Source organism: Mycolicibacterium peregrinum (assembly GCF_001665625.1).
Lineage (GTDB): Bacteria > Actinomycetota > Actinomycetes > Mycobacteriales > Mycobacteriaceae > Mycobacterium > Mycobacterium peregrinum_B.
The window spans coordinates 1-20,958 of the sequence record NZ_LZSY01000192.1 but is presented as its reverse complement, the minus strand read 5'-3'; the positions used below and the strand labels follow the sequence as shown (position 1 = coordinate 20,958).

Below are 20,958 nucleotides of genomic sequence, written 5' to 3'. Positions count from 1 at the left end.
CTCTCTGATGAGATGTGTTCGAGTACGAACTAGTAGCTCAACGATCAATGTTCCGGGCGGGTTCCCGTGGAGGCGAAATGACTCCCAGGAAACTGACAGGTTTGATCTTGGGGCAAACCCTACCCGTAGCGCACCACAACTGGGGGACCGAACTAGATTGCATCTCGTGACAGAAAACGAGGACGTCCTAGTAAGTGTCCGCAACGGCGTCGGGATCCTCACGCTGAACCGGCCCAAGGCGATCAACTCGCTCAACGATGCGATGGTCGCGGGCATCTCCGAAGCGCTGCATGCGTGGGAGAACGACGATGCGGTTCACACAGTTCTGCTGACCGGCGCCGGCGAACGCGGCCTGTGCGCAGGCGGTGACGTGGTGGCGCTCTATCACAGCGCCCGTGAGGGCGGCGAGGCCGCGCGACAGTTCTGGTACGACGAATACCTGCTCAACGCCTATATCGGCCGTTACCCGAAGCCGTATGTGGCGGTGATGGACGGCATCGTCATGGGCGGTGGCGTCGGCGTCGCATCCCACGGCAACATCCGCGTCGCGACTGACACCACGAAGATGGCGATGCCCGAGGTCGGCATCGGCTTCATCCCTGATGTGGGCGGGACCTATCTGCTCTCGCGCGCCCCGGGCGCCCTCGGGCTGCACGCCGCGCTCACCGGGGCCCCGTTCTCCGGGGCCGACGCGATCGCCATGGGCTTCGCCGATCACTATGTGCCGCACGACCAGGTCGCCGAGTTCACCGCGGCCGTGGTCAGCGACGGCGTGGAGAAGGCCCTCGCGGCCTACGCCGTCGAACCGCCCGCCAGCCCGCTGGTCGAGCAGCGCGGCTGGATCGACGAGTGCTACGCCGGCGACACCGTGGCCGACATCCTCACCGCGCTGCGCGGCCACGGCGCAGGGCCGGCCGGCCACATTGGTGGCACCGCCGCCAAAGATGCCGCCAACCTCATCGAGACCCGCTCCCCCGTTTCCCTGGCCGTCACGCTGGAAGCGGTGCGCCGGGCCGCCAAGCTGGAGACACTGGAGGACGTGCTGCAGCAGGAGTACCGGACCTCGTGCGCGTCGGTGAAATCGCATGACTTCGTCGAGGGCATCCGCGCTCAGCTCGTCGACAAGGACCGCAACCCGCAGTGGTCCCCCGCCTCGATCGCAGCGGTCACCCCCGCCGATGTCGAAGCGTATTTCGTTCCGGCCGACCCCGATCTGACCTTCCAGGAGGACAACCAATGAGTGAGTTCGAGACGATCCTGGTGACCCGTACCGACCGGGTCGCCACCATCACGCTGAACCGGCCGAAGGCGCTCAACGCGCTCAACACCCAGGTGATGACCGAAGTGACCACGGCCGCAGCCGAACTCGACCGCGACCCCAGTGTCGGCGCCATCATCGTCACCGGCAACGAGAAGGCGTTCGCCGCCGGCGCGGACATCAAGGAGATGGCCGAGCTGTCGTTCGCCGACGTGTATTCGGCCGACTTCTTCGAGCTCTGGTCGAAGTTCGCGGCCACCCGCACCCCGACGATCGCCGCGGTCGCCGGTTACGCACTCGGCGGCGGCTGTGAGCTGGCGATGATGTGCGACATCCTGATCGCCGCTGATTCGGCGAAGTTCGGTCAGCCCGAGATCAAGCTGGGTGTGCTGCCGGGCATGGGTGGCAGCCAGCGGCTGACGCGGGCGATCGGCAAGGCCAAGGCGATGGACCTGATCCTGACCGGCCGCACCATCGACGCCGTCGAGGCCGAGCGTGCCGGCCTGGTTTCCCGTCTGGTGCCGGCGGACTCGCTGATCGACGAGGCCCTGGCCGTGGCCGCGACCATCGCCGGGATGTCCCTGTCCGCCTCCCGGATGGCCAAGGAAGCGGTCAACCGCGCCTTCGAGGTCAGCCTGGCCGAGGGACTGCTCTACGAGCGCAGGCTGTTCCACTCGGCCTTCGCCACCGCAGACCAGAAGGAAGGCATGGCAGCGTTCTCGGAGAAGCGCGCCGCCAACTTCACCCATCGCTAAAGTCGACGGGTGACCGAGACCGCCGAACCCGAGGCCGACGCACCCGAAGTCCAGTCAGGTGAGGCAGACAAACCTGTCTGGTGGGCTCGTCATTACACGTTCTTCGGGACGGCGGTCGGTCTGGTCTTCGTCTGGTTCTCGCTCACTCCGTCGCTGCTGCCCCGCGGGCCGCTGTTCCAGGGTCTGGTCAGCGGCGCGGCCGGCGCCACTGGTTATGGGCTGGGCGTGTTCGGGGTGTGGCTGGTCCGCTACATGCGTTCGGCGGAAACCAGCCCGCGGGCACCGAAGTGGACATGGTTGTCCCTGCTGACCGTCGGCATCGTCGGCCAGATCCTGATGATCGTCTACTTCCACGTCTGGCAGGACGAGATCCGCGACTTCATGGGGGTGCCCCGGCTGACATTCTGGGATCACCCGCTGACCGCGGTGCTGTCGCTCGTGGTCCTGTTCGCGTTCGTCGAGATCGGACAGTTGATCCGTAAGCTGGTGCGGTTCCTGGATCTCAAGCTGGATCGCTTTCTGCCGCCACGAGTTTCGGCCGTTGTCGTGGTGGCGTTGCTGCTGGCGTTGAGCATCGCGCTGCTGAACGGTGTCGTGGTCCGGGTGGCGATGGACACCATCAACCGGACCTTCGCGGCGGTCAACGACGAGAGCGATCCTGACTTCGCCGCCCCGATGTCGCCCCTGCGCTCAGGCGGCCCGCAGTCATTGGCCGATTGGGAGTCGCTCGGCCATCAGGGGCGGGTGTTCGTCTCGGCAGGCCCTACGGTGCAACAACTTTCGCGGTTCACCGGCAAGCCCGCGATCGAACCGATCCGCGCCTATGCGGGTCTGCATTCCGCTGACGGCATCAAGGCCACCGCGGCCCTGGCGGCCCGAGAGTTGCAGCGCACCGGCGGCCTGGACCGGGCGGTGGTCGCCGTGGCGACCACGACGGGCACCGGCTGGATCAACGAGGCCGAGGCCTCTGCCCTGGAGTACATGTACAACGGCAACACCGCGATCGTGTCGATGCAGTACTCGTTCCTGCCGAGTTGGTTGTCGTTCCTGGTCGACCAGGAGAACGCGCGGCAGGCCGGGCAGGCGTTGTTCGAGGCGGTCGACGCCCTGGTTCGGGCCATGCCCGAGACCAAGCGGCCCAAGCTGGTGGTGTTCGGGGAGAGCCTGGGATCATTCGGCGGTGAGGCACCGTTCCTGTCGCTGAACAATCTCGTCGCCCGCACCGACGGCGCGCTGTTCTCCGGCCCGACGTTCAAGAACACGATCTGGACGACGCTGACCCGCGACCGCGACGCCGGGTCGCCGGAGTGGTTGCCGATCTATGACAACGGCGAGAACGCCCGGTTCGTTGCGAAGGCCGAGAATCTGAACCGCCCCGATGCGCCGTGGGGTCACCCCCGCGCGGTGTACCTGCAACACGCGTCCGACCCGATCTCGTGGTGGACACCCGACCTGCTGTTCGCCAAGCCGGACTGGCTGCGGGAACCCCGTGGGTACGACGTATCCCGACGGATGGAATGGATTCCGGTGGTGACGTTCCTTCAGGTCTCGGCGGACATGGCAGTGGCCGTCGACGTTCCCGACGGGCACGGCCACGTATACGTCCAGAATGTGGCCGACGCCTGGGCGGCGATTCTGCAGCCGCCGGGGTGGACACCGGAGATGACCGCGAAACTGCGGCCCATGCTGAGCAGCAACGAGAACGCCTGAGCGCCGGGCGTTTACACCTGGCCGGCCGCGACCAACGCGTGATAGCCGCCGACGACGTCGGTCGAACGATGCAGTCCGAGGTTGACGAGCGCGGCCGCGGCCAGGCTTGACGTGTAGCCCTCCGAGCACAGGATCACCCAGTAGACGTCGTCGTCGACGGCCTCCGGTATCCGCGCGTCACTGGTCGGGTCGCAGCGCCACTCGAGCACGTTGCGTTCGATGATCAGCGCCCCGGGTACCGACCCCTCGGCGGCACGCTGGGCGGCCGGACGGATGTCGACCAGGACGGCACCGGCGTCGAGCGCCTCGGGAAGGTCGGCAGCGGGCAGCCGGTGCAGCCGGGTACGAGCCTGCTCCAGCACGGTGTCGATGCGGCTCATGGTATTCACTCCGGCGCGTCGGTGAGCTCGGTACGGTTGCGGCGCAACGTGTTCTGCGGCGTCACCTCGTAGTAGGACATCGCCGTCAGCGGCGGCGAGTAGGCGTGCACGCTCAGCGTCGGTCCGGAAATAGCCGCCGGTGCATGCACCACGTCATGCACCCACCCCAACGGGAACGCCGCCTGATCGCCGGCGGTGAGACGACGCCTCCGGAGCAGCTCACCATCCCAACGGGTTTCGCGCAGCGCACCGGACACCACGGTCAATGCCCCCAGCGAGCCACCGTGGTCGTGCATTTCGGTCGATTTGTCGGGCACCCAGCTGATCAGCCAGACCTCGACTTCGTCATCACCCGACAAGCGGGTGTACCAGCGGTCGTCCTTCGGCAGCCCGCGCAGCAACCGGTCGTAGCGGCCCGACAGCACATCGTCGGCAGCGCGGTCGGTGGTGTGCAGCAGGTCGGGCAATCGCAGCCGGGTGGGCGCCGAGACGGCAGGAACGGGCGCGAGCGTGGACAGCATCAGAGAAACTCCAAGAATGACGGCGGAACAGGGCAGACAGGCGCGCTAGCGAGCCCGACAACACTCCTGGAATCCGGTCCCTTCCGTCATGGCCGCCAGTGTTGCATAGATTGGCGGGATGCGCCGTTACACGTGGACCACCCGCTTGACCGCCGGAACCGTCGCAGCCGCCGGTCTGAGCCTGCTCATCGGATGCTCGACACAGGCCGACAAGGATCAGTCCGGGGAGTCGGCGGCACCGTCGTCGCAAGCCACCGCAACCACCGAGGCAGCGGCCCCGACGGTCAGGCCCGGCGAGATCGCGACGTCCCCCGGCGGGGTCACGACGGCGGTCGGCGCCGACGCCCAGTCCACCGAAGAGGAGTATTTCCAGGCCTGTCACGCCGCCAAGATCTGGATGGAGGGCAAGGGCGGGGACCTCAAGGCACAGATCGAGCCCTACCTGGCAAGCCTGCAGGCTCCGGGAGCCGTACCTGGTCCGGGCACCTACAACGTGGCGTGGCCCGAGCTGGAGCCGGGCCGTCAGGCCGCGGTGATCGTCGCGGCGCAGGCGGCGGCCGACGAGCTCTGCAGCTAGGCGCCGTCAGTTCGAATCACGCTGCGGTAAATCCCCCTGACTACCCTGGGCAGCCACCCAGGCCCGGCCATGCTCGACGGCGGTGTCGAGCGCACCGAAGATCCGGTCGTCGGCCGGGACGATGCCGTCATCGCCCAGCAAGTCGTCGAGTCCCCCGCGCCGCAGCACCTCGGCGGTGCCGGGGTTGACTCCGGAGATGATGAGCTTGCCGTTGTTGGCCGTCAGCTGGCCAGCCCAGCGCCGCAAGGCTTTGATCGTCACCGACGACGGCACGTCGGGCAGCGCCCGGAGGCTGAGCACCACGACGGCATTGGTGGTGCCTTCGGCGCGCGGCCAGGTTTCGTCGATGCGGGCCACTTCGGCGAAGAGCCCGACCCCGGCGTAGTGCAGCACGGTGACGTCGTTGCTCGCGCACTGCTCGGGTACGGGTGACTGCTGCCAGCCGCCGTCCGGGTCCGGAGTCAGCGCCATCAGCTGCGCGGTCTCGGCCGCCTTGGCGCAGTAGAGCACCAGCGAGGTGATCACGCCGATCAGGATCGCGGTGTGCAGCGGCAGCTGGGTGGTGGCCGCGAACGTCACCAGCATCGCCACCGCCGACAACGGGGCGACCCGCAGCACCAGCTTGATGTCGGGCAGCCGGCCGACCACCAGTTCGGCGCCGATCACCAGGATCAGCCCGCCGATCACCGGCATCGGGATGATCTCGGCGGCCGACCCCGCGACCAGCACCAGCACGGCCAGCCACAGCCCGGCGAAGATGCCGGCCCACCGGGTCTGAGCCCCCGCCGAGGTCGCCACCCCGGTCCGCGACAGTGAGCCGCCGGCAGGCAGCGCGCCGAACAGCCCGCCGGCCACATTGGCCGCGCCCTGGGCCAGGAAATCCCCGTTCATGTTGGTGCGGCTGCCATCCGGGTTCGGCACCGCCGCCGAGATTCCGGCGGCCTGGGCCAGCGCGACGAGTGCCACTGCCACGCCGCCGACGATCAGTTCGGGCATGGCAGCGAAGTTCGGAACGGTCACGGGCGGAAGCGCATTCGCGATCGATGCGATGTCGCCGACGGTTTCGACGTCGATGTGCGCGACGGCCACCACCGCGGTGACCACCACGAGCGCGAGCAACGTCGCGAAGGATTCGAACGGCTTGATGAAGTGGAACACCGCCCATACCGCCACGGTGCCCAGCGCCACGCCTACCGCCGCAGGGTGCCACAGCCCGATGTGTGCGAGCGAGTCGATGAACTTGCCGATGGTGTTGCCACTCTGCGGCTTGTACCCCGTCGAGTCGCCGAGTACACCGGCGATGATCTGCAAGGCAATGCCGGTGGAGAAGCCTGTCATCACCGCGTTGGAGACGAAGTTCATGATCGAGCCGAACCGTAGGAGACCGAACAACAGCATCACGACACCGACCACGAGGGCCAGTGCGGCGACGTTGGCCGGGTCTGCCGGGTCGAGACCGGCTTCCTTGAGCACACTGCGCGACGTCAGGGCGATCGCACTGGTCAACGTCGTCACCATCAGCACCGTGCGGGCGAACAGTGATCCGATGATGCCGGGCATGACACCGGCATAGATACCGGTGACCGGGTTGAAACCGCCGATGCTGGCGTAGGCCATGCCTTCCGGAATGGAGAACAGACCGGTTACCAGGCCGGCGATGACATCACGGGGCTTGGGACGGCCCAGTTTTCGCGCGAATGTTGGCGCAGCCACGGGTCAACCCTGCCACGGATGCATTCCGTGTGGCGGCAGGTCTGGCCGAATCGGCGCTACGGGTAGAGCCCGCGGAGTTGTCCGGCCTGGGCAACACGTTCGACGGCCAGGCAGGTCGCGGCGGCTCGAAGTGGTAGGCGCAGTTTCTCGGCGTGGGCGCTGACGTGCTCCCAGGCGGTCAGCATGCGTTCGGCCAGCCGGGCCTCGACTTCGTCGGCGCCCCACCAATAGGCCTGATTGGCTTGCACCCACTCGAAATACGACACGATGACACCGCCGGCATTGGCGAGAATATCGGGAACCACCAGTGTTCCAGCCTCATCGAGTAGCCGATCGGCCTCGGGCGTCGTGGGGCCGTTGGCACCCTCGACGACGATCGACGCCTTGATCTGCGCTGCATTACCCGCGTGGATGACCCCTTCGACCGCAGCCGGAACCAACAGGTCGACGTCGGCGCCGAGCAGATCCTCGTTGGTGGTCGCGTCGGCATCCGCAAAACCGATCACCGAACCGGTCGCGTCGACATGGCTGGCCAGCGAGGCGACGTCGAGGCCGGAATCTGCTCTGATGGCGCCGTACTGGTCGGATACGGCGACCACGCGCATGCCCGCATCCGCCAGGAAGCGTGCTGCGTGCCGGCCGACCTTCCCGAAGCCCTGCACCGCCGCGGTGGCACCGTCGGCGCGGATGCCTCGGGACCGCAGGGCGGCCAGCGCGACATGAACGACCCCGCGCGACGTCGCCGTGGCGCGGCCCAGAGAACCGCCGAGGCTCACCGGTTTTCCGGTGCTGACACCGAGAACAGTGTGCCCCTTCTGGACGGAATAGGTATCCATCATCCAGGCCATGGTCTGCTCGTCGGTGCCGACATCGGGTGCGGGGATGTCATGGTCCGGCCCGATCAGCGGACTGATCTCACTGGTGTAGCGACGGGTGACCCGCTCCAGTTCCGAGCGGCTGTACTGACGCGGATCGATGCGGATGCCGCCTTTCGCGCCGCCATAGGGCACGTCGAGCAGCGCACACTTCCACGTCATCCACATCGCCAGGGCACGGACTTCGTCGAGTGTCACGTCGGGGGAATAGCGCAACCCGCCTTTCGCCGGACCGCGAGAGACGTTGTGTTGCACCCGATGTCCGATGAGGAGCTCCATCTCACCGGAGTCCCGATGCAGCGGTACTGCCACGGTGAGCTCACGTCGCGGGTTGGCCAGCAGCTCGTACGTGCCGTCGTCGTAGCCGAGGATCGTGACAGCGTCGTGCAACTGAGCACGCGCGTCGTCGAACGGATTTCCCGGGGTGGCCAGCTGGGCGGGGTCGGCCGCAGTGTGTTCGATCGTGGTCACGCCTTCTCCTGTTGTCGGTTGACCTGATGCCAGAACGGTAGGCATCCGGGGCCTGGCCCAGCAGTGCCGATCTGCACATCTTCGAAATGGCTGACTGTGCAATCATGCCAGCCCACGAATATGGCCATCCTGCCCGTTCAGCGGCACAGGACAGGCCGAAATATCCTCGTACTGATGTTAATTGGCATCGCCTGCGTACGGCGCAGCGAGAACTCGTCTCAAACCATGTTCTAAGACTTTCGGTAGCGGCGCCGCGGATCCGGGTCGAGGTGGTGACCATCCCCCTCAGGTGCTTCAGAATGGTCATATGCGTGTTGCTCTGGCCCTCGGCAGTGGTGGTGCCCGTGGCTACGCGCACATCGGAGTGATCAACGAGCTCTGCGATCGTGGTTACGAGGTCATCGGGGTGTCCGGATCATCGATGGGCGCGCTGGTCGGCGGCCTGCACGCGGCGGGAAAGCTCGACGATTTCTCCGACTGGGCACGGACTTTGACCCAGCGGGCGGTGTTGCGGCTGCTGGACCCGTCGATCACCGCGTCCGGCATCCTGCGTGCCGAGAAGATCCTCGACGCGGTCCGCGACATCCTCGGCGAGGCCACCATCGAGGATCTGCCGATCCCCTACACCGCGGTTGCCACCGATCTCATCGCGGGCAAGTCGGTGTGGCTGCAACGCGGCCCGGTGGATTCGGCGATCCGGGCATCGATCGCCATCCCCGGCGTGATCGCGCCGCACGTCCTCAACGGTCGTCTGCTCGGCGATGGCGGCATCCTCGACCCTCTTCCGATGGCGCCGATCGCCGCGGTCAACGCCGACCTGACGATCGCGGTCAGCCTGTCCGGTGGCGACCCGGGCACCGCCGCGGCCACCCCCGATGACCCGGAACGACGTCCCACCGCCGAGTGGCTCAACCGCATGATGCGCAGCACTTCAGCTGTGCTGGATACTGCCTCGGTGCGGTCGGTGTTGGACCGGCCGACCGCCCGCGCGGTGCTGAGCCGTTTCGGGGCCTCGCTTCCACCCGAGGACGGTGTTGAGTCCGATGAGGCGGCCGATGCTGTCGAACCTGTCGCCGCCGAAGACACCAGCGCCCCTGTCGAAGCCCCCGATCCGGTCGAGGTTCCGCGTCTCGGCAGCTTCGAGGTGCTGAACCGTGCCGTCGACATCGCCCAGGCCGCGCTGGCCCGGCACACGTTGGCGGCCTATCCGCCCGACCTGCTCATCGAGGTGCCGCGCACGGTGTGCCGCAGCCTGGAGTTCCACCGTGCCGCAGAGGTCATCGATGTCGGCCGCGAGTTGACCGCGCGCGCACTCGACGGCTGATCAGTCCGCGAGGAACTTCGCGACCTCGGCCGCCAGACGCCGTCCCTGTGCCCGTCCGGCCTGTGCTGAGGGCACCCGGCAGGCGGGGTCGAGCGGGTTCTCCCCGAAGGCGGCCAGGGACTCGTCGTCGGCGAAGATCCCGAGCGATCGTCCGGCGAAAAGGTCGATCTCCTGCGCGGCGCCAGTCCCGAATGGCGACGGTGTCGAGCGGCCCTGCGGCACCAGGGCCACCACGGTGTCGCAGTCGGCGGCCAGCACCATGTTGACCGCACTGCCGATGCCGCCGTCCATGAACCGGCGGCCGGCTATCGTCACGATCGGCCACACCGCGGGCACCGCGCAACTGGCCTCCACCGCGTCGACCAGCGACACTCCCGAGTCCCGGTCCAGCGTCACCAGTTCGCCGGTATCGATGTCGACGGCCGAGATCCGCAGCACCCGAGAGGGCCAGTCATGCGACGGGAGGCGCGCTTCGATGACCTTGCGCCGCACGGCCGGATCGACCGTCGCGGCGCTCAGTGCCACGGCACCGATCTGCTGCAGCTTCTGCGCCTTGGTGGTGTTGGGTGTCAGCACGGCCTTGACGAACAGGTCGGTGACGGTGTCGATACTCACGCCGGGATCGAGTTCGGCCGATTCCGCGCCGATCTGGCGCTCGAACAGCTCCTCCAGAGGCAGCCCGCTGCTGATCTGCGCGGACACCGTCGAACCCGCCGACGTTCCGACCAGCACATCGGCGGCCAGCAATGCATCGGCTGTTTCGGGGGATTCGTCGGCGATGCCCTGCAGGATGCCGGTTTCCCAGGCGATGCCTGCGATACCGCCACCGGCGAGGACCAGTGCGCGTTTGGAAGTCACGACAGTCGAGTGTGCCAGGGCTCCTCGAGGGGCAGCTACGCGTGTTGCGACGCGGCCGCCTTCGCGGACAGGTCGTCGCGGTGCAGCACGTGACGCGGCGGGTCCGGAAATGCCGGCTGCCGGTCGATCCGCAGGTCCGCGTCGACATGAACCAACTCGCCGGGGGCGATGAGCTGCCAGTCCTCACCGTCCATCGGTTCGCTGGCGAACACCACCGAGGGCTGGGAGGTCAGGTGCTCGGATTCGGCACGGATCCGAGCACTGCGCAGGCGGAGACGGCGCTGTGCCGGGTTTCTGCGGTCGAGCACGTACAGGTCGTGGGTATCGGGGTAGCGCAGGGCCCACATGTCGGTTGCCGTGCTGAGCAGGAGGTTGACGGCGTAGATCGGCACGTTGTCGGCCAGCCAGCCGATGGCCTCGACGACGCCCGCGCCGACGTCACCGTCGTTCGCCCGGACGGCTGCGGTGATGAGCGCGAAGACGCGTTCGGAGTCGGTCTGGCCTTTGACCAGGTCTGCGGCTCCCAGTTCTTTCAGCCGCTCATCGAGGGCCGGCAATCCTTCGACGACGCCGTTGTGCGCGAAGATCCGGCCGTCCTGGAGGAAGGGATGGGTGTTCGCAACGTCGAGCGCCCCGGTCGACGCGTAACGGACGTGCGCGATGAACGTCGTAGCGGTGACATCGTGCGCCTCCGTGGCGAATTCGGAATCCTGCCAGGCCGCGACGGGCTCCTTGTGCAGAACTCCGACGCCGTCGGCCCCGAATACGCCCAGGCCGGTACCGTCGGGGTTGTGCCTGCTCTGCTCGGCAAGGTTGTCGGGCGCGTCCAGCAGCCAGAAGGTCGCCGGCACGAGCCGGCGCCCGGCGTGCAGACCGAACAATCGGCACATGCCCTCAGCCCACCCGATGAAGTGCCATGATTTCCGATAGTAGCCGGGTAGTAGAAGGGGACGCCATGACATCCGATCTTGGGCCGACCATGCGAGCCGAGCGCTTCTACGCTGACACCAAAAGAGTTGTGGTGGAGGATGTTCCGATCCCGGAACCGGGGCCGGGCGAGGTTCTGGTCAAGGTGGCGTTCTGCGGGATCTGCCATTCCGACCTGAGCCTGATCAACGGCACCTTCCCGGCGCAGGCCCCGGTGGTGACGCAGGGCCACGAGGCGTCGGGCACCATCGCCCGGCTCGGCCCCGGCGTCACCGGTTGGGCCGAGGGCGACCGCGTCATCGTGGCGGCGGGCCGGCCCTGCATGGAATGTCCGAACTGTGCTCGCGGCGACATCGCCGATTGCATGCGAATCCGGTTGATGGCCTTCGCTTATGACGGGGCATGGGCCGAATACACGTTGGCGCAGGCGGTCGGGCTGACGCGAGTTCCGGACAACGTGCCACTGGAGCAGGCCGCGATCCTCGCCGACGCGGTATCGACGCCGTACGGCGCGGTGGTGCGCACCGGCAAGGTCGGGATCGGTGAGTCGGTCGGGGTGTGGGGACTGGGTGGTGTCGGTACGCACATCGCGCAGCTGGCGCGGTTGGTGGGCGCGGTGCCGGTGGTGGCCATCGACATCAAGCCCGAGGTGCTGGAGCGCGCGCTGGAACTCGGCGCCGATTATGCATTCGACGCCGCCGACGAGCGACTGGGCGAGAAGATCGCCGACGTCACCGGCGGCCGTGGTCTGGACGTGGCGTTCGACGCGGTGGGACTCAAGTCGACGTTCGAGCAGGCGCTGAGCCAACTGACCGTCGGCGGCCGACTGGTCGCGGTCGGGATGAGTGCCCAGGAGCCGACGATCGGTCCGACGTCGTTGTTCGGCCTTACCCAGAAGCAGGTGCTCGGCCACCTGGGCTATCAGAACGTCGACATCTCCACGTTGGCGACGCTGGTGTCGCTGGGCCGTCTGGACCTCTCCCGCTCGATCAGCGAGATCGTGTCGCTGGAGGATATTGCTCTGGGCATCGACAAGCTGGAGCGCCAGGAGGGCAATCCGATCCGGATCCTGGTGCGGCCCTGAGGGGTTACGCGCCGAATCTGGAGACATGTGCGAGTTTTCGCGAAAATCTCGCACACAAGCTCAGGTTCGGCGGGCTTTACCCGTGATGAGCGGCAGATCGGGGTAGGTGACGACGCCGGGCTCGGCCTCACACACCGCGGGCACCGAGTTGACGCAGTGCGCGGCGGTCGCGACGACGCCGGACTCCGGGCCCTCCTCACCGGCCTCGGACTGGAAGCCCTTGATGATGACGGTGAAGTCCGGGTTGCCGCGGACCTCCATCTCGTAGCGCTGCCCAGCCGGCCCGAAATCCCATGCGGGGTCGAGGTTTTCCTCCCCCATCAGCCAGTTCACGGTGACCCGCACGACGGGTTCGCCGTCGACGAGAGCCTCCCAGTGGAACTTGCGGCCTGCCACCTGGCCGGGTTCGATCACGCCGATCGGCGAATCGATGGGCGCGGTGGCCACCGCGATCTCCTGGGTGGCGCGGATCCGTGGATCGATCTTGAACCCGATCTGGTCGACGACCATCTTGACGGCCTGGATGAAGCCGCCGTCGAGCATCTTCTGCATCGGCCCGCTCAGCGCGGTGTCGGGGGTACCGCCGAATCCCATGACATGACGCACCACGTCGGGCGCGTCATAGGTGCGCAGGTCGGAGAACTCTTCGGCACGAACGAAGTTCACCCCCGTCGCCATCGCCGAGAACACCAGCGGGAACTTCTCGCTGATCCCGCCGGGCGCGATGCCGGTGCCGTGCAGTGTGGCATTGCCTTCCAGTGCCGCGGCCCGCATCGGTGCGGCCTGCTTCTCGCTCGGGTACAGCCAGCCGACCGGGGTGATCACGTTCTTGCCCGAGCGCAGCAGCGCGGCCACCTCCTCGGGGTTCGGGATCAGCGGCGAGTAAATCACCGCGTCCGCGTCGAGTGCCAGGATCTCCTCGGTGCTGTTGGTCGCGGTGATCCCGATCGGCTCGGTACCGATGAGCTCGCCGACATCCTTGCCGTTCTTGGCGTCCGAGTGCACCCAACAGCCGACCAGCTCCAGGTCAGGGTGTTCCAGCACGCCGTTGATCGCGGCCACGCCGACGCCACCGGTTGCCCACTGCACGACTTTGAGCGTCAAGACCCCTCCTCGGCGAAACTAGAACACGTTCTACTGGTCTACACCACCCTCGTCGTCAGCGGAAGTACGTCCCCGCCGCGCGGCGTACGAGACGGCGAGCACCACCAGGACCGCGGGGAGAAATGCCGGCACGGTCAGCAGCAGGGAATGGTCCGCGAGGTAGGTCATGCTCCGTGGACGAGACAGCCCGGCCAAACGTGACTGTCACATCTCGGCGGCCTGTGCCGTCTGATGGTGATGCAGATGAAATTCATTCAGATCGTGGTGGTCCTCGCGGCGTTGAGCATGCTGGTGACCGGGGTGTGGATGCGTATCGACCCGGCGTCGTTCGCGCAGTGGGCGAACTGGCCCAACCACGTCCACTTCCTGCACGATGCCGGCGTCTTCCAGATCGGCATCGCGGTGACCATGCTGTTCGCGCTCTGGTGGCGCGACGTGATCGCCGTGGTGTTGACGGGATTCCTGGTGGCCAACACCCTGCACGCGGTCAATCATTTCTTGGACCGCGACGGCGGCAATCCGGCCAACTGGTGGCAGCTCGGGGTGTTCTCTGTGCTGGCCGGGGCAGCGCTGGTGGTGCGGCTGCGACAGCTCCAGTTGAAGACGGTTGACCCGGTTTCGCGATGAAGTATGTTCCGTTGCATGGCTAACAAAGTGTTCGTCGTCGGTGTGGGGATGACGAAGTTCGAGAAACCAGGTCGGCGCGAGGGTTGGGATTACCCCGACATGGCGCGCGAGTCGGGCACGAAGGCGCTCGAGGATGCCGGCATCTCCTACGACCAGGTTCAGCAGGGCTACGTCGGGTACTGCTCGGGTGATTCGACCTCGGGCCAGCGCGCGCTCTACGAGCTCGGCATGACCGGCATCCCGATCGTCAACGTCAACAACAACTGTTCCACCGGCTCGACTGCGCTTTACCTTGCCGCACAGGCGATTCGCGGCGGCCTGGCCGATTGCACCATGGCGCTGGGCTTCGAGAAGATGCAGCCCGGCTCGCTTCAGGCGGGTGCGCAGGACCGCGAGTCCCCGCTCGGCAAGCACGTCAAGGCGCTGGCCGAGATCGACGAGTTCGCCTTCCCTGTCGCACCGTGGATGTTCGGCGCCGCCGGCCGTGAGCACATGAAGAAGTACGGCACCACCGCCGAGCATTTCGCGAAGATCGGCTACAAGAACCACAAGCATTCGGTGAACAACCCGTACGCGCAGTTCCAGGACGAGTACACCCTCGACGACATCCTGGCCGCCAAGATGATCTCTGATCCGTTGACCAAGCTGCAGTGCTCCCCCACCTCCGACGGGTCGGGTGCGGCGATCGTCGCCAGCGAGGCCTTCGTCGACAAGCACGGCCTGGCCGGCCAGGCCGTCGAGATCGTCGGGCAGGCGATGACCACCGACTTCGCGTCGACCTTCGACGGCAGCGCCGCCAACATCATCGGCTACGACATGAATGTCCAAGCCGCACAGCAGGTTTACGCGCAGTCCGGTCTCGGGCCCGAGGACTTCCAGGTCATCGAGCTGCACGACTGCTTCTCCGCCAACGAGCTGCTGCTGTACGAAGCCCTGGGCCTGTGCGGTGAGGGCGAGGCCCCGCGGCTGATCGACAACAACGACACCACCTACGGCGGTCGCTGGGTCGTCAACCCGTCCGGCGGGCTGATCTCCAAGGGCCACCCGCTCGGTGCGACGGGCCTGGCCCAGTGCTCCGAGCTGACCTGGCAGTTGCGCGGCACTGCCGACAAGCGCCAGGTCGACGGCGTCACCGCCGCACTGCAGCACAACATCGGCCTCGGTGGCGCAGCCGTCGTGACGGCCTACCAACGCGCCGAGCGCTAGGGCTCCTCCCGCTTTCCCGCGAAACGGCATTCCAGCAGGTTCCTACTCGGACTTTTCCTGCTGGAATGCCGTTTCGGCGCTCAGGGGGTGAACATCGCGTCGACCAGACGGCGCAACACCTGCCGGATCTCGCGGCGGGCCTTCTTCGGATCCTCGGCGGTGGCGATGGCCATGGCCGCCTCGTCGAGCGCACCGATCAGCACATGAGCCAACGCCCGCACCGGCTGCTTGGCGAGCTGGCCTGCCTTGATCGCCTCGGCCAGCAGCTGCTCCGTCATCCCGAGGCTGTAGCGCTGCGCGACGTCGCGGAAGCCCGCCCAACCGAGCACACTCGGGGCGTCCAGCAAGACCAACTGCCGCACCTCGGGATCACCGGACACCTCCAGCCAGCCGTCGACTGCGGCCCGGATCGCGTCGGCCGGCGTCGTCGCACCCGATGCCGCCACCTCGGCCGCCAGACGGCCCATCACGTCCTGCTCCACCACCTCCACCACCGCGAGGAAAAGCGCTGCCTTGTCAGCGAATTGGTGATACATCGCCCCACGGGTAACGCCGGCGGCCGTGGCGATCTCCGGCGTGCCGACCTCGGCATACCCACGTTCGCCCCACAGTCTCCTGGCGGCAGCGATCAGCGCCTCGCGGGTCGCCGCGGAACGCTCTTCCTGGGTACGTCTCTTGTTTTCCATACACCCTGTTGGTAAGTTACGGACACGCTGTTTGTAAATGTGTATCGAGCTGGGAGTCATCCATGTCGACCATTGAGATTAACGCCGGAACCATCCATTACGAGGAATTCGGACCAACCGACGGCAGGCCGGTCGTCTTCGTGCACGGCTACATGATGGGCGGTCAGCTGTGGCGGCAGGTCAGCGCCCGACTGGCTTCGCAGGGCCTCCGCTGCATCGTCCCGACCTGGCCACTGGGTGCCCACCCCGAACCGCTGCGGCCCGGCGCCGACCGGAGCATCACAGGTGTGGCGAACATCGTCGCCGACACCCTGACCGCGCTGAATCTCGACGACGTCGTGCTGGTCGGCAATGACACGGGCGGCGTGGTCACGCAACTGGTCGCGGTGCATCATCCGGAGCGGATCGGCGCTCTCGTATTGACGAGTTGCGATGCGTTCGAACATTTTCCGCCGGCGATCCTCAAACCGCTCATCGCGGCGGCGAAATCCAAGGCACTGTTCCGGGTCGGCACCCAGGCCGTGCGGATCCCGGCCGTGCGCAAGCGGGCATACGCCGGGCTGGCGCACTCGAACATCGACGCGCTCACCCACGAGTGGGTGCGTACCGCGCTGTCGAATCCCGCGATCGCCGAGGACCTCCGGCAGTTCACGCTGTCGTTGCGCACCGAGGTCACCACGAAGGTGGCCGAGCGGCTGCCCGAATTCGACAAGCCGACACTCATCGCGTGGTCGGCCGACGACGTGTTCTTCGAACTCGGCGACGGTGAACGCCTCGCGACGATCATCCCGGGGGCCCGCCTCGAGGTCATCGACGGCGCCCGCACGTTCTCGATGGTCGACCGACCGGACCGGCTGGCCGATCTGCTGTCGACCATCGCAGTGCGGGCCTAGCGGTCCCGTCCGACGCGCCCCCGTCGCCCCTCCTGCCCCGTTGCCCCGTTGTCACGTTGCCCCGTTGTCACGCTGGAGTGGCTGTCGACGTCGATAGCCACTCTGGCGTGACAGGGCGGGGTCGGGCCAGCGCGGTTAGTCACTCCAGCGTGACGCTCGGGCTCGAGAGCCACTCCAGCGTGACAATGGCGGGGACGACGGACCAACGGAGAACTACAGCGTGACCACTTCATAGCCACCGTCGGCGTGACGGGCCCGGATGGTCTTCTTGTCGTACTTGCCGACGCTGGTGCGCGGAACCTGCTCGATGAATGTCCACCGCTCGGGCAGCCACCAGCGAACCACCTTGTCTGCCAGGAACTCCCGCAGTTCAGCCGCTTCCGCCGAAGCGCCCTCGTTCAACACCACGACGGCCAGCGGGCGTTCCTGCCAGCGCTCGTCGGGCACCCCGACCACGGCCGCCTCCAGCACCGCGGGGTGGGCGATGAGATGGTTCTCCAACTCCACCGAGGAGATCCACTCGCCGCCGGACTTGATGACGTCCTTGGCGCGGTCGGTCAGCGTCACGTAGCCCTGCGGATCGATGACGCCGACGTCTCCGGTGCGCAGCCAACCGGTGTCGAACTTCTCGGCGTCACGGCCCAGGTAGTAGGACCCGGTGATCCACGGGCCGCGTACCTCCAGTTCGCCGACCGCGGAACCGTCGCTGGGCAGCGCGGCACCCTCGTCGTCGACGACGCGCACCTCCACGCCGCACATCGGCCTGCCCTGGCTGACCCGCATCTCCCACTGCCGTTCCTCGGACACCCCGGGCAGCGGCTTGGCCACCGTGGCCAGCGGCGAGGTCTCGGTCATCCCCCAGGCCTGCTGGATGTGTACGCCGTAGGTCTCCTGGAAGGTCTTCATCAGGGAGAGCGGCACGGCCGAACCGCCGCAGGCGACCAGTCGCAGCGACGAAATGTCATGTCCGGGATTCTTTTCCAGACAGTGCATGACGTCGTTCCAGATGGTCGGAACCGCACCGGCCACGGTCGGACGCTGCGTTTCGATCAGATTGATCAACGAGGCGCCGTCCATGAACCGGTCGGGCATCACCACGTTCGCGCCGGCCATGAGCGCCGCATACGGCAGGCCCCACGCGTTGGCGTGGAACATCGGGACGATCGGCAGCACGGTGTCACCACAGCTGACGTCGAGCGCATTGGCGGTGCAGGTGTTCAGCGCATGCAGGTAGCTCGAACGGTGGCTGTACACCACGCCTTTCGGATTTCCAGTCGTGCCGCTGGTGTAACACATTGCCGCCGCGGAGTTTTCGTCGATCTCCGGCCAGTCGAATTCTTCTGGCTGCCCGGCCAGCAGATCATCCCAGCGCACGACCGTCACACCCTTCAACGCCTCCACGTCGCCCTCGCCCACCATGACCACGGTGTGCACGGTCTCCAGCAGGGGCAGGACCGGGGCGAGCAACGGCACCACGGAGGCGTCGGCGATGACGACCTGATCGGCCGCCTCGTTGGCGATGTAGGCGATCTGTTCGGCCGACAACCGGATGTTCAGGGTGTGCAGCACGGCGCCCATCGCGGGCACGGCGAGGTAGGCGGCGAGGTGCTCGGTGTTGTTCCACATGAAGGTGCCGACGCGCTGGTCTCCGTCGATCCCGAGCCTGCGCAGACCATGCGCCAGTTGGGCCGCCTGCCCGCCCAGCTCACGGTAGTTGATCGTGCGATAGCGACCCTCACCGCACGCGGTGGTCACCGTCCGGTCGCCATTGACCCCGCAGGCGTGTCGGAGGATCGCGGTGATCGTCAACGGCCAGTTCTGCATCGTGCTCTTCACGGGCGCGATGCTATGCGGTCTTTCATCGACGCCGGCGGGAACGTTTCGAATTTCCCGAACGATGTATGTAGGGGAAGATGGACTGACCACAACGGAAGGACGTGTCCGATGCGCACGAAGTCGCTGCCGGCGGCAGTCGGGCTGGCTGTGTTGGGCGTGGTGGGCGCGTCGTCCGCGGTGGCCTCGGCCGAGGAGACGGCGCAGGACACGATCAACCGGCTGCAGTCCGAGGGCTACACCGTCACCATCGACAAGATCGGGACCGCGCCGCTGGACCAGTGCACGGTCACCAGCGTGCGCAACCCTCAACAGGTCAGCCAGTTGGTGCCCTACGTCGGGCCGGGGCTGGGCGGCGATCGGATCCTGGTGCCGTCGGTCACCAGCCGGACCGTGTCGGTGTCGCTCAACTGCCAGCGCTGACGCTCACCTGGAGCAGTCCAGTGACACCGTGATGGTTCGGCGCACCACCACGGGTACGAGATCGAAATCCTTCGCACCGTTCTTGCCGAACCGTTCGACCCGAATGAGCCTGGTCTGGGTCTGTGGATTGCGGATGCTCGTGACGGTGCACTGGTCGAGTGGCGCACTGCCCACCCGGTCGATGTTGACGTAGAAGCCCTCGGCTTCCAGCAGACCGATCGTCTCGACCGCGGAATCGGCATATGCCGGCACTGCCGGCGCCAGAATCGTGCTTACTGCCGCCCCCGACGCGGCGAGCATGATGATTGATGCTCGCATGGTCGTGTCTTCTTTCTTGTCGCATACACCTTTTCGGTGATGTCCTGCCCGTTGTTACGGGCCAGGCTCGGCGCCGGTTCAACGCGAGAGGCCCGGCCGGATGTACCGGCCGGGCCTTTTGCCGTGAGGCTAGACGCGCGCAGGTTCGGCGGCCGCCGCGGAGTGGTCATCGACCATGGTGAGCTCGTCGAACGGGTCGTCCCCACGCAGCACCGCATCGACCTTGGCCTTGTCCACGGTGTGCGTCCACGAGCCGACGAGCAGGGTGGCCACCGCGTTACCGGAGAAGTTGGTCACCGCGCGGGCCTCGGACATGAAGCGGTCGATTCCGACGATCAGTCCGACCCCGTCGAGCAGATCCGGGCGGTGCGCCTGCAGGCCGCCGGCCAGCGTGGCCAGTCCGGCACCCGTCACACCGGCGGCTCCTTTCGACGCAACGATCATGAACACCAGCAGGCCGATCTGCTGCCCGACGGACATCGGGGCGCTCAGCGCGTCGGCGATGAACAGCGCAGCCATGGTCAGGTAGATCGCGGTGCCGTCGAGATTGAACGAATACCCGGTCGGCACAACGACACCGACAGTGCTGCGGTCGACGCCCAGGTGCTCCATCTTGGCGATGAGGCGCGGCAGCGCCGACTCCGACGACGATGTCGAGAAGATCAGCAGATATTCGCGGGCCAGGTACCGCACCAGTTTGAAGATGGACACACCAGACACCGCACGCAGCAATACACCGAGCACGCCGAACACGAACAGCACACAGGTCACGTAGAAGCCCAGCATCAGGGTCAGCAGCTGCGTGACGGCCGTCCAGCCGGTCTGTCCGACGACGTTGGCGATCGCGCCGAAGGCACCGATCGGCGCCAGCCACAGGATCATGATCAACACCTTGAACACGAGCTTCTGCAGGTGCTCGATGCCGCGCAGGATCGGTTCCCCGGCGCTGCCCATGCCCTGCAGCGCGAATCCGACCAGCAGCGCCACGAACAACGCCTGAAGCACGCTTCCGGCAGTCAGCGAGGAGAACAGCGTCTCCGGGATGATGCCCTGGACGAAGTCCATCAGTCCGCCGGACTCGTGGGCTTTCTCCGCGAGTTCGGCGCCCTTTCCTGCCGAACTTTCGGTCAGGTGCATGCCGCTGCCGGGGTGGATCAGGTTGCCGACCACGAGCCCGATGGTCAGCGCGATCGTGGACATCACCAGGAAGTAGCCGAAGGCCAGCCCACCGACCTTCCCGACGGTCGCGGCCTTGCGCACCGAGCCGATGCCCAACACGATCGTGCAGAAGATGATGGGGCCGATCATCATCTTGATCAGGCTGACGAACATGGTGCCGAGTACACCGACGCTCTTACCGACCTCAGGTGCGACGAGACCGACCACGATGCCGACGACGACGGCCGCGATGACCG

Annotated in this window: 22 protein-coding genes; 10 read left to right on the top strand and 12 right to left on the bottom strand. The window is 66.8% G+C overall.

Annotated elements, in window-relative coordinates; genetic code table 11:
* The first annotated feature begins 166 nt into the window (after window positions 1-166).
* From A5779_RS30715 to A5779_RS30705, 3 genes are read left to right on the top strand one after another with little or no spacing between them, the layout of a single operon-like run.
* Window positions 167-1,240 (top strand): enoyl-CoA hydratase/isomerase family protein, encoded by a 1,074-nt coding sequence (locus A5779_RS30715; RefSeq protein ID WP_064887564.1) that lies wholly within the window; start codon window positions 167-169, stop codon window positions 1,238-1,240.
* Entirely contained in the window at window positions 1,237-2,013 is a 777-nt protein-coding gene (locus A5779_RS30710; RefSeq protein ID WP_064887563.1) for an enoyl-CoA hydratase, read from the top strand. Before A5779_RS30715 ends, A5779_RS30710 begins: the two co-directional genes overlap by 4 nt.
* A gap of 9 nt (window positions 2,014-2,022) precedes the next feature.
* A complete protein-coding gene (locus A5779_RS30705; protein WP_064887561.1) occupies window positions 2,023-3,723 on the top strand; it encodes an alpha/beta hydrolase in 1,701 nt (566 codons plus the stop codon).
* Window positions 3,724-3,734: 11 nt separating this feature from the next.
* On the opposite strand, the gene A5779_RS30700 is transcribed toward A5779_RS30705, so the two are convergent.
* Window positions 3,735-4,103 carry a rhodanese-like domain-containing protein gene (locus A5779_RS30700; protein WP_064887559.1) on the bottom strand — a complete coding sequence of 123 codons (369 nt, stop codon included), beginning with the start codon at window positions 4,101-4,103 and terminating at the stop codon, window positions 3,735-3,737.
* 5 nt (window positions 4,104-4,108) lie between these two features.
* Window positions 4,109-4,624 carry a cysteine dioxygenase gene (locus A5779_RS30695; RefSeq protein ID WP_064887557.1) on the bottom strand — a complete coding sequence of 172 codons (516 nt, stop codon included), beginning with the start codon at window positions 4,622-4,624 and terminating at the stop codon, window positions 4,109-4,111.
* A gap of 118 nt (window positions 4,625-4,742) precedes the next feature.
* Here A5779_RS30695 and lpqV point away from each other — a divergent pair, with 118 nt between their 5' ends.
* Window positions 4,743-5,201 (top strand): lipoprotein LpqV, encoded by a 459-nt coding sequence (gene lpqV, locus A5779_RS30690; RefSeq protein ID WP_064887554.1) that lies wholly within the window; start codon window positions 4,743-4,745, stop codon window positions 5,199-5,201.
* A 6-nt stretch (window positions 5,202-5,207) separates the two neighbouring features.
* Here lpqV and A5779_RS30685 read toward each other — a convergent pair whose 3' ends face one another.
* Together A5779_RS30685 and A5779_RS30680 are read right to left on the bottom strand one after the other, a co-directional pair.
* Window positions 5,208-6,914, bottom strand: a complete 1,707-nt coding sequence (locus A5779_RS30685; protein ID WP_064887552.1) for a SulP family inorganic anion transporter — start codon at window positions 6,912-6,914, stop codon at window positions 5,208-5,210.
* 56 nt (window positions 6,915-6,970) lie between these two features.
* On the bottom strand, window positions 6,971-8,260 hold the full coding sequence (locus A5779_RS30680; RefSeq protein ID WP_082941920.1) for a Glu/Leu/Phe/Val family dehydrogenase: 1,290 nt from the start codon (window positions 8,258-8,260) through the stop codon (window positions 6,971-6,973).
* A gap of 307 nt (window positions 8,261-8,567) precedes the next feature.
* Between A5779_RS30680 and A5779_RS30675 the strand changes: the two genes are divergently transcribed.
* Window positions 8,568-9,584 carry a patatin-like phospholipase family protein gene (locus A5779_RS30675; protein WP_064887550.1) on the top strand — a complete coding sequence of 339 codons (1,017 nt, stop codon included), beginning with the start codon at window positions 8,568-8,570 and terminating at the stop codon, window positions 9,582-9,584.
* Here the strand turns inward: A5779_RS30675 and A5779_RS30670 are convergent, their stop codons facing one another.
* Window positions 9,585-10,442 carry a patatin-like phospholipase family protein gene (locus tag A5779_RS30670; protein WP_064887548.1) on the bottom strand — a complete coding sequence of 286 codons (858 nt, stop codon included), beginning with the start codon at window positions 10,440-10,442 and terminating at the stop codon, window positions 9,585-9,587.
* 35 nt (window positions 10,443-10,477) lie between these two features.
* On the bottom strand, window positions 10,478-11,332 hold the full coding sequence (locus A5779_RS30665) for a class II glutamine amidotransferase (protein ID WP_064887546.1): 855 nt from the start codon (window positions 11,330-11,332) through the stop codon (window positions 10,478-10,480).
* 65 nt (window positions 11,333-11,397) lie between these two features.
* On the opposite strand from A5779_RS30665, the gene A5779_RS30660 reads away from it, so the two are divergent.
* Window positions 11,398-12,453 carry a zinc-binding dehydrogenase gene (locus A5779_RS30660; protein ID WP_064887544.1) on the top strand — a complete coding sequence of 352 codons (1,056 nt, stop codon included), beginning with the start codon at window positions 11,398-11,400 and terminating at the stop codon, window positions 12,451-12,453.
* A gap of 60 nt (window positions 12,454-12,513) precedes the next feature.
* Here A5779_RS30660 and A5779_RS30655 read toward each other — a convergent pair whose 3' ends face one another.
* Together A5779_RS30655 and A5779_RS34175 are read right to left on the bottom strand one after the other, a co-directional pair.
* Window positions 12,514-13,557, bottom strand: coding sequence for an NAD(P)H-dependent amine dehydrogenase family protein (locus A5779_RS30655; RefSeq protein ID WP_064887542.1), 1,044 nt, complete (start codon window positions 13,555-13,557; stop codon window positions 12,514-12,516).
* A gap of 30 nt (window positions 13,558-13,587) precedes the next feature.
* Window positions 13,588-13,725, bottom strand: coding sequence for a hypothetical protein (locus A5779_RS34175; RefSeq protein ID WP_165609848.1), 138 nt, complete (start codon window positions 13,723-13,725; stop codon window positions 13,588-13,590).
* Window positions 13,726-13,800: 75 nt separating this feature from the next.
* On the opposite strand from A5779_RS34175, the gene A5779_RS30650 reads away from it, so the two are divergent.
* Together A5779_RS30650 and A5779_RS30645 are read left to right on the top strand one after the other, a co-directional pair.
* Window positions 13,801-14,184, top strand: coding sequence for a hypothetical protein (locus A5779_RS30650; RefSeq protein WP_236734934.1), 384 nt, complete (start codon window positions 13,801-13,803; stop codon window positions 14,182-14,184).
* Between the two features lie 15 nt (window positions 14,185-14,199).
* Entirely contained in the window at window positions 14,200-15,390 is a 1,191-nt protein-coding gene (locus A5779_RS30645) for a lipid-transfer protein (RefSeq protein WP_064887540.1), read from the top strand.
* 80 nt (window positions 15,391-15,470) lie between these two features.
* Here A5779_RS30645 and A5779_RS30640 read toward each other — a convergent pair whose 3' ends face one another.
* Entirely contained in the window at window positions 15,471-16,076 is a 606-nt protein-coding gene (locus A5779_RS30640) for a TetR/AcrR family transcriptional regulator (protein ID WP_064887538.1), read from the bottom strand.
* Window positions 16,077-16,138: 62 nt separating this feature from the next.
* On the opposite strand from A5779_RS30640, the gene A5779_RS30635 reads away from it, so the two are divergent.
* The gene (locus A5779_RS30635) at window positions 16,139-16,969 is read left to right on the top strand and encodes an alpha/beta fold hydrolase (RefSeq protein WP_064887536.1); all 831 of its coding nucleotides are present in this window, start codon (window positions 16,139-16,141) and stop codon (window positions 16,967-16,969) included.
* A 213-nt stretch (window positions 16,970-17,182) separates the two neighbouring features.
* Here A5779_RS30635 and A5779_RS30630 read toward each other — a convergent pair whose 3' ends face one another.
* Complete coding sequence (locus tag A5779_RS30630; RefSeq protein WP_064887534.1) at window positions 17,183-18,805, bottom strand: long-chain fatty acid--CoA ligase; 1,623 nt, start codon at window positions 18,803-18,805, stop codon at window positions 17,183-17,185.
* A gap of 108 nt (window positions 18,806-18,913) precedes the next feature.
* Here A5779_RS30630 and A5779_RS30625 point away from each other — a divergent pair, with 108 nt between their 5' ends.
* Complete coding sequence (locus A5779_RS30625; RefSeq protein ID WP_064887532.1) at window positions 18,914-19,225, top strand: hypothetical protein; 312 nt, start codon at window positions 18,914-18,916, stop codon at window positions 19,223-19,225.
* A 3-nt stretch (window positions 19,226-19,228) separates the two neighbouring features.
* Here the strand turns inward: A5779_RS30625 and A5779_RS30620 are convergent, their stop codons facing one another.
* Window positions 19,229-19,543, bottom strand: coding sequence for a hypothetical protein (locus tag A5779_RS30620; protein ID WP_064887530.1), 315 nt, complete (start codon window positions 19,541-19,543; stop codon window positions 19,229-19,231).
* Between the two features lie 129 nt (window positions 19,544-19,672).
* Window positions 19,673-20,958: cation:dicarboxylate symporter family transporter (locus A5779_RS30615; RefSeq protein WP_064887527.1), on the bottom strand; the 1,286-nt coding region annotated here is incomplete at its 5' end.